This is a genomic window from Streptomyces sp. NPDC005784 (assembly GCF_042871525.1).
Lineage (GTDB): Bacteria > Actinomycetota > Actinomycetes > Streptomycetales > Streptomycetaceae > Streptomyces.
The window spans coordinates 1-15,242 of the sequence record NZ_JBIAIQ010000030.1; the positions used below are offsets into that span (position 1 = coordinate 1).

Genomic DNA, 15,242 nt, shown 5'->3' on the forward strand with positions numbered 1-15,242 from the left:
GGGGGGGGGGGGGGGGGGGGGGGGGGGGGCGGGGGGGGGGGGGGGGGGGGGGGGGGCGGCGGGGGGCCCGGGGGGGGGGGGGGGGGGGGGGGGGGGGGGCGCCCCCCCCCCACTCCGTGGCCGCCGACACGCTGGCCGATGATCAGCGGCCGTACCACGTGTATCTCGCGTGGTTCGGGCCCGGCATGGTGAAGGTGGGGATCACGCGGGTCGAGCGGGGTTCCACGCGTCTCCTGGAGCAGGGCGCCGTCACCTTCAGCTGGCTGGGACAGGGGCCGTTGATGGCGGCCCGCCGCGCCGAGGAGTTGCTGCGGGCCGCGCTCAAGGTGCCGGACCGGATTCCGTACGCCGACAAGCGGGCGGTGCGGGCGGCGCTGCCGGGGCCCGAGGAGCGCGTCGCCGAGATCCGGGAGCTGCACGCACGCGTCGGGGATCTCGACGGCTGGCCGGAGTCGCTCCGGCGCGCGTCCTTCGAACCCGTCGACCACACGGATGTGTTCGGACTCGCCGGACTCCCTCCCGCGCGGGGGGTCGTGCGCGAACTGGTCGCGGGAGGCGCGATCAGTGGTGAACTGTGCGGTGCCGCGGGTCCCGATCTCCATCTCCTCACCGGGCGCGGAGTCGTCGTTCTCGACACCCGGCTGATGACGGGGTGGGATCTGACAGGCGTCGGGGAGGTGGGCGGGGACGGGGACGGGGACGGTAGCTCTGGAATCACCTTTCCCGTACGGGAGTCGCGGGCGCCGGACGCCGGTGTTCAGGACGGGCTCTTCTGAGGAGGAAGAGGAGGGTGAGACGTGGCCGAGCAGTATCGGCGGGGAGGGCAGCCGGGTGAAGGAAGGGCGGGCTGTGGGCCCCATGGTCAAGAATTCGATCCCTTTCGGATCCCTTTCGGAAAGGTGCTGGACGACGGGGGACGCCCGGAAGGAGAGTGTCGGACATGAGCGATCACTCTCAAGCGCCTGTCGCAGCCCATGAACCGCCCTACTACGTAGCCGTGTTCACCTCCGTACGGATGGAGGACGACGCCGGGTACGGGGAGACCGCCGAGCGGATGGAGGAGCTGGTGGAGCAGATCCCCGGCTATCTGGGGATGGACCACGCGCGGACGCCGGGCGGACTGGCCATCACCGTCGGGTACTTCCGGGACGAGGACGCCATCAAGCAGTGGAGCGCGCATGCCGAACACCGGGCGGCACAGCGGCGCGGCCGGGCCGAGTGGTACGAGCGGTACACCCTGCACATCGCCAAGGTCGAGCGGAGCCACGGGTTCGAGCGTGCAGGCGCCTGAGCGGGAGGCCGCGGACGGCGCCGGGGAGACGCATGACAGGGTGCGGAGCCAGGCGCCCCAGGAGGCGCGGGGCGAGGGGGCCGTGGTGGTGCGGGACGAAGCACGGGAAGTGCGGGGCTTCTGGGAGGGGCTCGGGCTGCCCGGGCTCGTCGACGTCCACACGCACTTCATGCCCGAGCGGGTGCTGCGCAAGGTCTGGGACTACTTCGACGGGCTGGGTGAGCTCACCGGCGGCGTCGAGTGGCCGATCACCTATCGCGCGGACGAGGACGAACGGCTGGCGCTGATCAGGGAGTTCGGGGTGCGCGCCTTCACGGCGATGCTCTACCCGCACAAGGCCGGCATGGCCGAGTGGCTCAACTCCTGGGCCGTCGACTTCGCCCGCCGGACCCCGGACTGCCTGCACACCTCCACCCTCTTCCCCGAGCCGGGCGTCGAACGGTACGTGCGCGAGGCAGTGGAGGCGGGCGCGCGAGTCTTCAAGGCGCATGTGCAGGTGGGGGCGTACGACCCGGGGGACGAACTCCTCGATCCGGCCTGGGGGCTGCTCGCCGAGGCGGGTATTCCCGTCGTGATCCACTGCGGATCGGGACCTTCGCCCGGCAAGCACACCGGGCCGGGACCCGTCGCGGCCGTGCTCGGCCGGCATCCACGGCTCCGGTTCGTCTTCGCGCACATGGGGATGCCCGAGTACGAGGACTTCCTCGGCCTCGCCGGGCGCCACGACGAGGTGCGGCTCGACACGACCATGGCGTTCACGGACTTCAGCGAGCGGCTCGCCCCGTTTCCGCCCGAACTCCTGCCCCGGCTCGCGGACCTCGGGGACCGGGTCCTCCTCGGCACCGACTTCCCGAACATCCCGTACCCGTACGTCCACCAGCTGCGCGCGCTGGAACGGCTCGGGCTGGGGGACGATTGGCTGCGGGCGGTCTGCTTCGAGAACGGCGCACGTCTCTTCGGCCTCGAAGGCCGCCGATGACGTCGACGGGGGCGGGGCGGAGGGCCCGGCAGGGGGCGTGGAGCCCCGGCGCCGGGCCTCTGCCCGGAACCGGATGATCTTCCCAGGAGTTCCCTGAGAGGCACCTGTGTGTTTCTCAGGGTATTCACAGGTTGCCGAAAGGATGCTCTCAGCGGCGCCCACCAAGGTGTCCGCTATGACCACGACCTCGCCCCAGGGGCGCACCGAACTGCTGAGGCCGGACGGGAGCCCCGTCCGGGTGCTTGTGGTGGACGACGAGCTGTCGATCACCGAGCTGCTGTCCATGGCCCTTCGCTACGAGGGCTGGCAGATCCGCAGCGCGGGCGACGGGACGGGCGCGGTGCAGACCGCGCGCGAGTTCCGGCCCGACGCCGTCGTTCTCGACATGATGCTGCCGGACATGGACGGACTGACGGTGCTCGGCCGGCTCCGCAGGGAGCTGCCCGATGTCCCGGTGCTGTTCCTGACGGCGAAGGACGCGGTCGAGGACCGGATCGCGGGGCTCACCGCCGGTGGCGACGACTACGTCACCAAGCCGTTCAGCCTGGAGGAGGTCGTGGCCCGGCTGCGCGGTCTCATCCGGCGTTCCGGCGCCGCGGACCGGCGGTCCGAGTCCGTGCTCGTCGTCGGTGACCTCACCCTGGACGAGGACAGTCACGAGGTGTCGCGGGGCGGTGACAACATCCACCTCACCGCGACCGAGTTCGAGCTGCTGCGCTTCCTGATGCGTAACCCGCGGCGGGTGCTGAGCAAGGCGCAGATACTCGACCGTGTGTGGTCGTACGACTTCGGTGGGCAGGCCAATGTGGTCGAGCTCTACATCTCGTATCTGCGGCGCAAGATCGACGCCGGGCGCGAACCGATGATCCACACCCGGCGTGGGGCCGGATACCTGATCAAGCCCGCCGTGTCATGAGCGGACGACGACGGCCACGAGCGCAGAAGAGGCGAGGACGACAGCCGCGCACCCTGCGGACGCGGCTCGTCGTCTCGGCGGTCGCGCTCATCGCGGTGGTCTGCGCCGTGATCGGCACGGTGACGACCATCGCGCTGAGCCAGCATCTGTACACGCAGCTGGACTCGCAGATCACCGACGCGGGCCGGCGGCTCTCGGGTCCCCCCGGAAACATCCGGGGTGTGAACCCGCGTGACGGCGGCCAGGATCCCGAGAACCCCAACGGCGGCTCGGCGGCTTCCGCCAACGGCGCGTCCGGTGCTGACAGGCTCGGCAATTTCGTCGCCATGGGCGGAACGCAGACGAAGACCATAGCGGCCGAACTCGGCACCGACGGTGGAGTCGACAAGGCGGTCGTCGCCGCGGAGCAGTCCACCAGCAGCGATGGATTCGAGCGGATGAAGGCCGTCCCGCTCACCGTCGCACAGAAGGCCGAGCTCGCCTCCGTTGCCAAGGACGGCAACGCGCACACCGTGGACATCCCGGGCCTGAGCGAGTACCGCGTCATGTATATGACCGGCGCTCACGGCAACTACTACGTCGCCCTGCCCACCGAGTCCGTCACGAACACCATCGACACCCTCATCCTCGTCGAGGTGAGCATCACCGGTGCCGGTCTCATCGCCGCCACCATCGCGGGCAGCGTGATCGTCAGCCTGGCCCTGCGCCCCCTGCGCAAGGTCGCCGCGACCGCCACCCGTGTTTCCGAACTCCCCCTGCACACCGGGGAGGTCACGCTCTACGAGCGGGTCTCGGAGGCCGAGGCCGATCCGCACACCGAGGTCGGGCAGGTCGGGGCGGCCCTGAACCGCATGCTCGACCACATCCACGGCGCGCTGCACGCGAGGCAGCAGAGCGAGATGCGCGTACGCCAGTTCGTCGCGGACGCCAGTCATGAGCTGCGGACACCGCTGGCCTCCATCCGCGGGTACGCGGAGCTGACCAGACGCGGCAGGGAGGAGACCGGGCCCGACACCCGGCACGCCCTCGGTCGGATCGAGTCCGAGGCCGGCCGGATGACGGGGCTGGTGGAGGACCTGCTGCTGCTCGCGCGGCTCGACGCCGGGCGGCCGCTGCAGTACGAGCAGACCGACCTCGTACCCCTGGTGATCGACGCCGTGAGCGACGCGCGGGCCGCCGGGCGCGATCACAACTGGCGGCTCGAACTGCCCGAGGAGCCCGCGCTGGTGTCGGCGGACGCCGCGCGCCTGCAACAGGTCATGGTCAACCTCTTCGCGAACGCCCGCACGCACACTCCACCGGGGACGACCGTCACCGCGCGGGTGCACCGGCACGGGCCGTGGCTGTGCGTGGACGTCCAGGACGACGGACAGGGCATTCCGGCCGATCTGTTGCCCCGCGTCTTCGAGCGGTTCGCACGGGGGGACTCGTCGCGTTCGCGTTCCTCCGGCTCGACCGGTCTCGGGCTCGCCATCGTGCAGGCCGTCGCGGCAGCGCACGGCGGCGCGGTGACCGTGGACAGCGTCCCCGGCAGGACCGTGTTCACCCTGCATCTGCCCGCGCTTGTCCTCGAAACATCGTGGCAACCGCACTCACAGGCACAGCACAGCGCCACCACATGGGTGCAACAGGGCGCTTGACCAGAGTCGTTCCCATGCGAACCGACTCTTCTCCCGGCAACCTGCCGGCGCGGGAGCACCTCCCGGCCGGAGACGCCGGTACGCCTGTCCTGGACGTAGTGATCCCCGTCTACAACGAGGAGAAGGACCTCCAGCCATGTGTGCTCAGACTGCACGAGCACCTCAAGCGCACGTTCCCGTACGCGTTCCGCATCACGGTGGCGGACAACGCGTCCACGGACACCACTCCACTGGTGGCGGCGCGGCTGGCGGCACAGATCCCGGAGGTCACGTCCTTCCGGCTGGAGCAGAAAGGCCGCGGCCGGGCGCTGCGGACCGTGTGGTCGGCGTCCGACGCGCCGGTCCTCGCGTACATGGACGTGGACCTGTCCACCGATCTGAACGCGCTGCTCCCGCTCGTGGCCCCGCTGATCTCCGGTCACTCGGACCTTGCGATCGGCTCGCGGCTGTCCCGCTCCTCGCGTGTGGTGCGGGGCGCCAAGCGGGAGTTCATCAGCCGCACGTACAACCTGATCCTGCGCGGCTCGCTCCAGGCCCGCTTCTCGGACGCGCAGTGCGGCTTCAAGGCGATCCGCCGTGATGTGGCCCAGGTGCTGCTGCCCCTGATCGAGGACACCGGCTGGTTCTTCGACACCGAGATGCTGGTGCTGGCCGAGCGGGCCGGACTGCGCATCCACGAGGTACCGGTCGACTGGGTCGACGACCCGGACTCGACCGTCCACATCGTGAAGACCGCGACGGACGACCTCAAGGGGGTGTGGCGGGTGGGACGGGCCCTCGCCACCGGCTCGCTGTCGCTCGACCGGCTCGCCCGGCCCTTCGGGGACGACCCGCGCGACCGTGAACTGACCGACGTACCCAAGGGACTGGCCCGCCAGCTCGTCGGCTTCTGCGTCGTGGGCGGCCTGTCCACCCTCTTCTACCTGCTGCTCTACAGCGGCTTCCGCTCCTTCTCCGGGTCCCAGGTCGCCAACGCGCTCGCGCTGCTCGTGTCGGCGGTCGCCAACACGGCGGCCAACCGGCGGCTGACCTTCGGCGTACGCGGCCGGGGCGGCGCCGTTCGGCACCAGGCGCAGGGCCTGGTCGTCTTCGGTATCGGGCTCGCCCTGACCAGCGGCTCCCTCGCCGCCCTGAACGCGGGGACGAGCGATCCCGCGCACTCCACCGAGCTGGCGGTGCTCATCGCCGCCAACCTCGCGGCGACCGTGCTGCGCTTCCTGCTCTTCCGCGCCTGGGTCTTCCCCGACCGGCAGGGCGAGACACCGGCGCCGTCCCCGGTGCTGGCCTCGCACCAGCCGGCCCCGCCGTTCCATCCGACGGCCGTACGGCAGGGAGTGGACCCGTATCCGCCGCTGCCGCATCGCCCGGCGGCGCCCTCGGCCCCGTACGACACGGCCCCGTACGACACGGCCCAGTTCCGCGCCGGTGAAGCGGCGGACCGCTCCTGGCGGGATTCGACCATGCAGTTGCAGGCGGTGCGCCCGCACGATCACGATCCGAGGAACGCGCGATGACGACGCAGCCCGACACGAGCACCGGTACCAGTACCGGTATCGGTACCAGTACGAACACCGGTAGCGCCGGTACGAGCCGCGGCTCCGGTCACGCCTGGGGGCCGCCCGCCTCGACGCCTCCCCCGGAGCAGGCCCCGTCCGCGGTCGCCGGCCCCGGGGCCGGTGAGCCCGAGCAGCCCTTCTTCCGGCGGGCCTGGAGAGGCCGGCCGGAGGACCCGCGCTGGGTGCGCCCCGCCTTCCTCGGTCTGCTGCTCGCCACCACGGTGCTGTACCTGTACGGCCTGAGCGCCTCCGGGTACGCCAACTCCTTCTACTCCGCGGCCGTACAGGCGGGCAGCCAGAGCTGGAAGGCATTCTTCTTCGGCTCGCTCGACTCGGCCAACGCCATCACCGTCGACAAGCCCCCGGCCTCGCTGTGGCCGATGGCCCTGTCGGTACGGATCTTCGGTCTCAGCTCCTGGGCGATCCTCGTCCCCGAGGTGCTGATGGGCGTGGCCACGGTCGGCGTCCTGTACGCGGCCGTGCGCCGCCGGTTCAGCCCGGCCGCAGGTCTGATCGCGGGCGCGGTGCTCGCGCTCACTCCCGTCGCCGCGCTGATGTTCCGGTTCAACAACCCGGACGCGATGCTCGCGCTGCTCATGACCGTCACGGTCTACTGCGTGATCCGCGGCCTGGAGGACGGCCGGACGAAGTGGCTCCTCTGGGCGGGCGTCGCGGTCGGCCTCGCCTTCCTCGCCAAGACGCTTCAGGCCTTCCTGATCCTGCCGCCGCTGGCCGTGCTGTACGCGGTCTGCGCGCCGGTGACGCTGCGGAAGCGGTTCGCACAGCTGGGCCTCTCCGCGGTCGCGATGGTCGTCGCCGGCGGCTGGTGGGTCGCCATCGTCGAACTGTGGCCCGCGTCCTCCCGCCCGTACATCGGCGGCTCGCAGAACAACTCCTTCCTGGAGCTGACCTTCGGCTACAACGGCCTCGGCCGTATCAACGGCGACGAGACCGGCAGTGTCGGTGGTGGTGGCGGCGGTGGTGGCACCGGGATGTGGGGCGAGACCGGCTGGAACCGGATGTTCAACTCCGAGATCGGCAGTCAGATCTCGTGGCTGCTCCCGGCGGCCCTGATCCTGCTGGTGGCCGGCATCGTCCTCACCTGGAAGGCGAAGCGGACCGACCTGGTCCGTGGTTCCTTCCTCGCCTGGGGCGGCGCGCTGCTGATGACCACGCTGGTCTTCAGCTACATGGCCGGCATCTTCCACCAGTACTACACGGTGGCCCTGGCCCCCTACATCGCCGCCGTGGTCGGCATGGGCGCGACGGTGCTGTGGGAGGAGCGGGGCAAGGTGTGGGCGTCGCTCACCCTCGCCGGTTCGGTCACCGCGGCCGCGGTCTGGGGGTACGTCCTCCTCAACCGCACCTCCGACTACCTTCCGTGGCTCAAGTGGCTGGTCCTCGTCGGCGGTCTGGCCGGCGCGCTCGGTCTGATCTTCGCGGGCAGGCTGGGCAGGCGACTCGCCCTCGTGGCGGTCGGGTTGAGTTTCGTGGCCTCGGTCGCGGGTCCGACGGCGTACACGCTCTCCACGGTGAATACCGGGCACACCGGTTCCATCGTGACGGCCGGTCCGGCCGGGGCGAGCATGATGGGCGGCCGGGGCGGCGGTCCCGGCGGCGGCGGTGGCATGCGGGGCGGGTTCCCCGGCGGCGGCCAGAACCAGCAGAACGGCAACGGCACCACGCAGAACGGGCAGCAGGGCGGCGGCATGGGGCAGCCCCCGACGGGTGGCACCGGCGGCTTCCCCGGCCAGAACCAGCAGGGCAACGGCAATACCCAGGGCGGTCAGAACCAGCAGGGCGGCATGCCCGGCGGCGCGATGGGTGAGGGCGGCATGGGCGGCGGTGGCGGTGCGGGCGGCCTGCTGAACGGGGCGACCGTCAGCTCCGCGGCCAGGACGCTGCTCTCGAAGAACGCGGAGGACTACACCTGGGCGGCCGCCGCGGTCGGTTCCCAGAACTCCGCGAGCTACCAACTGGCCACTGGCAAGCCGGTGATGGCGATCGGTGGCTTCAACGGCACCGACCCGTCCCCGACCCTGGCCCAGTTCAAGAAGTACGTGACGGACGGAAAGATCCACTACTTCATCTCGGGCGGCGGCATGGGCGGCGGCATGGGCGGCGGCGCGGACGGTGGCGGAAGCTCCGGCACCACGTCCAGTTCCTCGGGCATCAGCTCGTGGGTCACGGCCAACTTCAAGAAGGTGACGGTGGGTTCGGCCACCTTCTACGACCTGACGCAGCCGACGAGCAGCAGCTGACCCGCGGCCGGCCGCGGGTTCTGTGGGCGGGCGGTGGCCCGGAGCGTTCGCTCCGGGCCACCGCCCTTTTGCGGTGCCGCTGCCCCGACGCGCTCCTGGCGGCGGCGTTGCCGCGGCGGACGAAAGGGGCAGACTCCGCGGTGGCGATGTCCGTGTGAGGGCGCCCGGGATCCGGCGTGTGGTTCTCCGGGGAGTGCCCGCTTGGCATCATCGAGGAGGGCGGACCGGGGAGTTCCGCCCGCTCCGTGGTTCGAGTTCCGAGGAGGGTGCGCCATGGTGAGGGCAGCCGACAGGGCGAAGCGACCGGCGCGGACCAGTGTCTGGCTGGAGGGCAAGGCACCCCGTGGCGGGACCTCCCGGGGCGGTGGCCAGCCGTCCGGGCTCGACCGGGAGCGGATCACCGAGGCCACGGTGCGGTTGCTGGACGCGGAGGGTCTGGCGAAGTTCTCCATGCGGCGGCTGGCGGCGGAGCTGAGCGTCACGGCGATGTCCGTGTACTGGTACGTCGACACCAAGGACGATCTGCTGGAGCTCGCGCTCGACGCCGTCTTCGGTGAACTGTCTTTGCCGGACGCCGAGTCGGAGGAAGGCTGGCGGGAGGAGCTGCGGGCGCTGGCCGTCGGGTACCGGGCGCTGCTGGTGCGCCACCCGTGGGTGTCGACGCTGATCGGGAACTTCCTGAACATCGGGCCGTGTTCCATGGCGTTCTCGTTGCGCATGCGAGAGGTGATCCGGGACACCGGGATGCCGGCGCACGGGCAGATGGGGGCGATGTCGGCGGTGTTCCAGTTCGTGTACGGGTTCGGGACGATCGAGGGCCACTTCGTGCAGCGGTGCGCCTCGGCGGAGACGTCGCAGGACGAGTACTTCCGGCAGGCCATGAGCACCATCAGCCAACAGCCGCAGTTCGCGGCGCACTTCGAGAGTGCGGCGGATCTCATGGAGGCGCGGGGCGGGGACACCGTGTCGGAGATGCGGGAGCGGGACTTCGCCTTCGCGCTGGAGCTGTTGATCGCCGGGATCGAGGCGATGGTGGCACGGGGCTGAGCCCCATGCCGCAGGAGATTTCAGCATCTCCGGCGTTTGAGGAGCGGGGGTCCGGGGCGGAGCTCCGGGTACGGGAAGGGCAGGGGCGTAGGGGGCGGAAGAATGGGTGTCCAGGCCCGCTAGTCCTGGGGAGCCAGGTGAGCCGGGAAGCCGCCCGTTGCCACCGGTCCCCACCGGGTGGGGGTGATCCGGATGATCGACTTGCCCTGCTTGCGCATCGCTTCGCGGTACTCGGCCCAGTCGGGATGCTCACCGGCGATGTTCCGGTAGTACTCGACGAGGGGCTCGACGGAATCGGGGGAGTCGAGGACCTCGGCGGTGCCGTCGATCTGGACCCAGGGCCCGTTCCACTCGTCGCTGAGGACGATGAGGCTGACCCGTTCGTCCCGCTTGGCGTTGCGGGTCTTGACGCGCTCGGGGTATGTCGAGACGACGATGCGGCCCGAGTCGTCGACACCGCAGGTCAGCGGGGAGCCCTGGGGACCGCCGTCGGCGCGGCGGGTGAGCAGAAGGGCCCGGTGGCGGGGGCGTACGAAGTCCAGCAACTCGTCGAGGGAGACTGAGGTGTTCGTCGCGATGTTGGGTGCCATGCGATCAGCCTAGGCCGGGTGCCCCTCAGTCGCCCGCGGGCTGGGCCGGTGGGCGGCACCGGACCCCATCGGAGCAGCTAAGGTGCTCTTTGTCCTGTGCTCGCAGTCGGGAATGTGCTGCGGAGCTCTCCTGCGCATGGCCGTTTGGCCGTGCATGCCGAAGAGGTTCGTGGTGGCTGCGTCCGAGTTTTCCGAATTGCCCCGTTTCGCTACGGGTTTTGAGCTGGCCGAAGGCCTCACGGTCGCCGCTCAGCAGCTGCACGAGACATCGAGTCCCCATGCCACCCTGCGTACGGCGGTCCGGCTGGCCGTGCACATCCTGCCCGGTGCCGAGCACGCCGGGATCTCCGTCATCGAGCACAAGGCCCACAGACAGACCCTGGCCTGGACGCACGAGGTCGTCCGCAGCGCCGACGCCCTGAACGCGGGCCGCGAGCATCACCCGTACTGGAGCCGGCTGTGGACCGCGCCGGTGGCCCGGATCGAGGACAGCGCCTCGGCGGACGAGGACGGGGATCTCGCGCTGTCGGGCCTCGGGCTGCGGTCGGTGCTGTCGCTGCGGTTGCGTGCCGACCGTCGCCGGCTGACCGTCCTGACGGCGTACGCGCGGACGCCCCGCGCCTTCGACGAGTCGGCCACCCGGATAGGCCGGCTGTTCACCGCTCACGTCGGCATCGCGCTGGACTCGGCGACTCTGCGGGAACAGCTCACCGAGGCGATGCGCACCCGGGATCTGATCGGGCAGGCCACGGGCATCCTCATGGAGCGGCTGGGCATCGACGTCTCCGAGGCCTTCGACAGCCTCGTGCGGACCTCCCAGCGGGAGAACGTCAAGCTCCGTGACCTGGCCCGACGGATCGTGGACGCCGGCGAGAGCGAGTAGGGCGGGCAAGGAGAGCGGGGCGAACCAGGAGAGCGGGGCGGGTGAGCCGCGCTCAGGCGGCCGCCGGCAGCGACTCCCCCTGCACCGCCTGGATGTCCAGTTCCACCTTCAGGGTGGTACCGATGGCGGAGATGCCCGCCTGGACGATCTGGTTGTAGTGCAGGGCGAAGTCCTCGCGGTGGAGTTCGGCGGTCGCGCGGAACGCGGCGCGGGTACCGCCCCAGGGGTCGGCGCCGGTGCCGAGGTAGGCGAGGTCGAGGTCGACGGGACGTACGACACCGTGCAGGGTGAGTTCGCCGTGCACGGTCCAGCGGTCGGAGCCGGCCGGTGTCAGCTCTGTCGAGCGGTAGGTGATCAACGGGTACTTCTCGACGTCCAGGAAGTCCGGCGACCTCAGGTGTCCGTCGCGCATGCCGTTGCCTGTGTCGATGGAGGCGGCCGTGATCGTCGCCTCGACGCGGGACTTGGCCACCTCGTCCGGGGCGATCTCGATACGGCCCGCGAAGTCCGTGAAGCGGCCGTGCACGCTGGAGATGCCCAGGTGCTGGGCGACCGCGCCGACGGAGGAGTGCGCCGGGTCGATGGTCCAGGGTCCCGGCGGGGGCAGCTCGGTGCCGCCCCGGCGGGCCAGCGTCACCTGGCCGACCTCGGCACGGCCGGCCGCCGTGACGATCGCGCCGGCCGCGGCGGGCGCGTACCCGAGCGCGGTCACGATCACCGTGTAGGCGCCCGGCGCGAGGCCCGTGGTGTCGTGCACGGTCCCGTCGGTGTCCGCCTCGGCCCGCAGCACCTGCGCGCCGGCCGAGTCGGTCAGCGTGACGACCGCGTGCGACACGGCCCAGCCGTCCCGCGTACGGATCTTCGCGGTCAGTCCCATGGCAGTTACTCCTTGCGATGAAGCAATGAAAACCGGCCCGTGGGGGACGCACCTCCGCTCAGAGTGCGCGCACCCCACGGGCCGGGGCTCGAACTACTCGCCGGGGTGGGCGAGTTCGATGTGGTGGTCGTCCACGCCACCGCCGCCGACGGTCAGCGCGGTCGCCACCGGCGGATAGCCCGCCGCGATGACGGTGTACTCGCCACCGTCCAGGTCGGTGAAGGCGTACGCGCCGTCACTGCCGGTCCTGGCCGTGCCGACCACGTTGCCGGCCGCGTCCACCAGCGTCACGCGGGCGTCCGACAGGGGGCCGTGCGGGGCACGTACGACACCCTGGACCTGGGCGCCCGAGTCGAGGTCGACCTCGATCCGGGTGACCCCGGTACCGCCGACCTCGACGGGCAGGGCACGCGGCCGGTGGCCCGCGGCGTTCACCGCGACCGTCACGACGCCGGGCACCAGCTCGGCGAAGGCGAACTCGCCCTGCTCACCGGTGGTTCCGGAAGCCAGCACATCACCGCGGACGTCGGTCACGACGACCATCGCGTCCTTGACCGGGGCGGCGCCCTCGGCGGCCCGGACGACACCGCTCAGCCCGCTGGTACCACTCAGCAGGATGTCGTACGCGAGCGGCTCGTCGTTCACGACGATCGTCGAGGCCTGCGGCTGGAAGCCGTCGGCGGAGGCGATGAGGACGTAGGAGCCCACACCGGGCGCGTCCACCGCGTAGGAGCCGTCGGCCTGCGCGACCGACCGGCCGAGCTGGCGTCCCGTCTGCGAGATCAGCGTGACCGCGGCCTGCGGGACGGGCGCGCTCTCGGCGCCGCGGACGTGACCGTGCACCCGGATGCCGCCGGACGCGGGCTGCGGAGCGCTCTCCCGCGTCGCGGTGGCGACCGCGGCGAGCCGCTGCGTGCCCTCGGGTGCCGCCTCGGCCGTGGCGACGACGGAAGGGGCGAGGGTCGCGGTGGCCGCGGCCTCGACCGCTTCGGCGACGGGAGCCTCGGCGACCGGAGTCCCGGCCTGCTCCGCGGCGGCCTGGGCCATCGCGCCGGACGTCCGCAGCGGGACCTCCTTGATGAACAGGACGATGAGGAAGGCGACCAGCGCCATGCCGGCCGCGATCAGGAAGACGTCCGCGATGCCGTGCCCGTACGCGCTCTCCATCACGGTGCGCAGCGGCGCGGGCAGCTTGTCCATGTCCGGGATGCTGGAGCTGGAGTCCGAACCGGAGCCCAGGGCCGCGTACTTGGGGCCGAGGTCGGTGAGGCCGTCCTTCACGTAGTGGGTGATCCGGTTGGCCATGACCGCGCCGAGCGCGGAGACACCGATCGCACCGCCGAGGGAACGGAAGAACGTCACCGTGGAACTCGCCGAGCCCAGGTCCGACGGCGCCACCTGGTTCTGCGTGGAGAGCACCAGGTTCTGCATCATCATGCCTACGCCGAGGCCCAGCAGCGCCATGAAGATCGCGATGTGCCAGTACGTCGTGTCGTAGCGGATCGTGCCGAGGAGGCCGAGGCCCGCGGTGACCAGGAAGCCACCGGTGACCAGCCAGTACTTCCAGCGTCCGGTCTTGGTGATGACCTGGCCGGAGACCGTGGAGGAGATGAACAGGCCGCCGATCATCGGGATCGTCATGACGCCCGACATCGTCGGGGACTTGTCCCGCGCCAGCTGGAAGTACTGGCTGAAGAAGACGGTGCCGGTGAACATCGCGACACCCACGAAGAGCGACGCGAGGGAGGAGAGGGTGATCGTCCGGTTGCGGAACAGCCGCAGCGGGATGATCGGCTCGCTCGCCCTGGACTCGACCAGCACGAACAGCAGGCCGAGGACGATCGCGCCGGCGACCATCGTGAACGTCTGCCACGAGACCCAGTCGTACTTGTCACCGGCGAAGGTGACCCACACGAGCAGCAGGGAGACCGCGGCGGAGATGCAGAACGCGCCGCCCCAGTCGACCTTCACGTCCCGCTTCACGACGGGCAGGTGCAGGGTCTTCTGCAGCACGATCAGCGCGATGATCGCGAACGGCACACCGACGTAGAAGCACCAGCGCCAGCCGAGCCAGCTGGTGTCGGTGATGACACCGCCGAGCAGCGGGCCGCCGACGGTCGCGACGGCGAACGTCGCGCCGAGGTAGCCGGAGTAGCGCCCGCGCTCACGCGGGGAGATCATCGCGGCCATCACGATCTGCGCGAGGGCGGACAGACCGCCGACGCCGACGCCCTGGACCACCCGGCAGGCGATGAGCATGCCGGGGTTCTGGGACAGACCGGCGGCGGCCGATCCCAGCACGTAGACGATGAGCGCTATCTGTACGAGCGCCTTCTTGCTGTACAGGTCGGAGAGCTTGCCCCACAGGGGCGTGGTCGCGGTCATGGCCAGCAGCGAGGCCGTGACGACCCAGGTGTAGGCGGACTGGCCGCCGCCCAGGTCGCCGATGATCTCGGGGAGCGCGTTGGTCACGATCGTCGACGACAGGATCGCGACGAACATGCCGAGCAGCAGCCCGGAGAGCGCCTCCATGATCTGCCGGTGCGTCATCGGAGCGCCGTCGGCAGCGCCTCCGTGCTTGGCGTGAGAGCCCCGCACACCGGCTGGTGTGGTCGTTGCCATGGGGTTCCTTTTCTTACGTACTTACGCGGGTGTACGGGTGGTCAGTTCTGATACGTCTGTCGCATACGGCGGAGGGTGCGCGGGCGTCCGCTGCGGGGAGCGGCAGTCGCCGAAGCTCTCGCGCAGCCGGCCCATCAGCTCGATGAGCAGTCCGACCTCGTGGTCGGACCAGTGGCTGAGCCGGTCGGCGAGCAGCCGCGACGTACGCAGGGAGAGCTCGTCCAGCTGCTCCTGGCCGGCCTCGGTGAGGCGCAGGATGCGTGAGCGCTTGTCGGCCGGGTCGGGGGACCGTTCTATCCAGCCCCGGTCGGCGACATGCGCGACATGGCGGCTGGTCACCGACATGTCCACGGACAGCAGCTCCGCGAGCCTGCTCATCCGCATCTCGCCGTACCGGCCGACCAGTGTGAGCACGGCGGCCGAGCCGCTGGGGCAGTCGGGCGGCAGGATCCGCCCCATGTCCCTCTTCACGGCACCGATGGCGCTGAGCTGACGAGCCAATTCCTCGTACTGCGCCTGCTCGGCCATCGCACCTCCCGTATTCGTTGCTTTGGGCAACCATAAAGAAGTTGGTTGCCGC

The 15,242-nt window shown here is 70.8% G+C and carries 13 protein-coding genes; 9 read left to right on the forward strand and 4 right to left on the reverse strand.

Annotated features, from left to right (window positions below):
* From ACFYR3_RS33635 to ACFYR3_RS33670, 8 genes are all read left to right on the forward strand, one after another.
* Positions 1 to 776: DUF2797 domain-containing protein (locus tag ACFYR3_RS33635; protein WP_389285728.1), on the forward strand; the 776-nt coding region annotated here is incomplete at its 5' end.
* Between the two features lie 164 nt (positions 777 to 940).
* The gene (locus ACFYR3_RS33640; protein ID WP_355848349.1) at positions 941 to 1,291 is read left to right on the forward strand and encodes an antibiotic biosynthesis monooxygenase; all 351 of its coding nucleotides are present in this window, start codon (positions 941 to 943) and stop codon (positions 1,289 to 1,291) included.
* 85 nt (positions 1,292 to 1,376) lie between these two features.
* Entirely contained in the window at positions 1,377 to 2,270 is an 894-nt protein-coding gene (locus ACFYR3_RS33645; RefSeq protein ID WP_389285783.1) for an amidohydrolase family protein, read from the forward strand.
* Positions 2,271 to 2,445: 175 nt separating this feature from the next.
* On the forward strand, positions 2,446 to 3,186 hold the full coding sequence (locus ACFYR3_RS33650) for a response regulator transcription factor (RefSeq protein ID WP_261703843.1): 741 nt from the start codon (positions 2,446 to 2,448) through the stop codon (positions 3,184 to 3,186).
* Entirely contained in the window at positions 3,183 to 4,826 is a 1,644-nt protein-coding gene (locus tag ACFYR3_RS33655) for a HAMP domain-containing sensor histidine kinase (RefSeq protein WP_355848355.1), read from the forward strand. Before ACFYR3_RS33650 ends, ACFYR3_RS33655 begins: the two co-directional genes overlap by 4 nt.
* Before the next feature lie 14 nt (positions 4,827 to 4,840).
* Positions 4,841 to 6,340, forward strand: coding sequence for a glycosyltransferase (locus tag ACFYR3_RS33660; RefSeq protein ID WP_355848358.1), 1,500 nt, complete (start codon positions 4,841 to 4,843; stop codon positions 6,338 to 6,340).
* The gene (locus tag ACFYR3_RS33665) at positions 6,337 to 8,643 is read left to right on the forward strand and encodes an ArnT family glycosyltransferase (RefSeq protein ID WP_389285731.1); all 2,307 of its coding nucleotides are present in this window, start codon (positions 6,337 to 6,339) and stop codon (positions 8,641 to 8,643) included. The genes ACFYR3_RS33660 and ACFYR3_RS33665 overlap by 4 nt, the downstream gene beginning before the upstream one ends.
* 273 nt (positions 8,644 to 8,916) lie before the next feature.
* Entirely contained in the window at positions 8,917 to 9,690 is a 774-nt protein-coding gene (locus tag ACFYR3_RS33670; protein WP_355848364.1) for a TetR/AcrR family transcriptional regulator, read from the forward strand.
* Between the two features lie 119 nt (positions 9,691 to 9,809).
* Here ACFYR3_RS33670 and ACFYR3_RS33675 read toward each other — a convergent pair whose 3' ends face one another.
* On the reverse strand, positions 9,810 to 10,280 hold the full coding sequence (locus tag ACFYR3_RS33675; RefSeq protein WP_355848367.1) for a PPOX class F420-dependent oxidoreductase: 471 nt from the start codon (positions 10,278 to 10,280) through the stop codon (positions 9,810 to 9,812).
* Between the two features lie 154 nt (positions 10,281 to 10,434).
* Here ACFYR3_RS33675 and ACFYR3_RS33680 point away from each other — a divergent pair, with 154 nt between their 5' ends.
* Positions 10,435 to 11,163: an ANTAR domain-containing protein gene (locus tag ACFYR3_RS33680; RefSeq protein ID WP_355848414.1), complete on the forward strand. Its 729-nt coding sequence runs from the start codon at positions 10,435 to 10,437 to the stop codon at positions 11,161 to 11,163.
* A 52-nt stretch (positions 11,164 to 11,215) separates the two neighbouring features.
* Here the strand turns inward: ACFYR3_RS33680 and ACFYR3_RS33685 are convergent, their stop codons facing one another.
* The 3 genes from ACFYR3_RS33685 to ACFYR3_RS33695 all read right to left on the reverse strand — a co-directional run bounded on the left by ACFYR3_RS33685 (position 11,216) and on the right by ACFYR3_RS33695 (position 15,190).
* Positions 11,216 to 12,040, reverse strand: a complete 825-nt coding sequence (locus tag ACFYR3_RS33685) for a YceI family protein (protein WP_355848370.1) — start codon at positions 12,038 to 12,040, stop codon at positions 11,216 to 11,218.
* A gap of 93 nt (positions 12,041 to 12,133) precedes the next feature.
* The gene (locus ACFYR3_RS33690; RefSeq protein ID WP_389285734.1) at positions 12,134 to 14,662 is read right to left on the reverse strand and encodes an MFS transporter; all 2,529 of its coding nucleotides are present in this window, start codon (positions 14,660 to 14,662) and stop codon (positions 12,134 to 12,136) included.
* Between the two features lie 21 nt (positions 14,663 to 14,683).
* Positions 14,684 to 15,190, reverse strand: coding sequence for a MarR family transcriptional regulator (locus ACFYR3_RS33695; RefSeq protein WP_355848376.1), 507 nt, complete (start codon positions 15,188 to 15,190; stop codon positions 14,684 to 14,686).
* Positions 15,191 to 15,242: the final 52 nt, after the last annotated feature.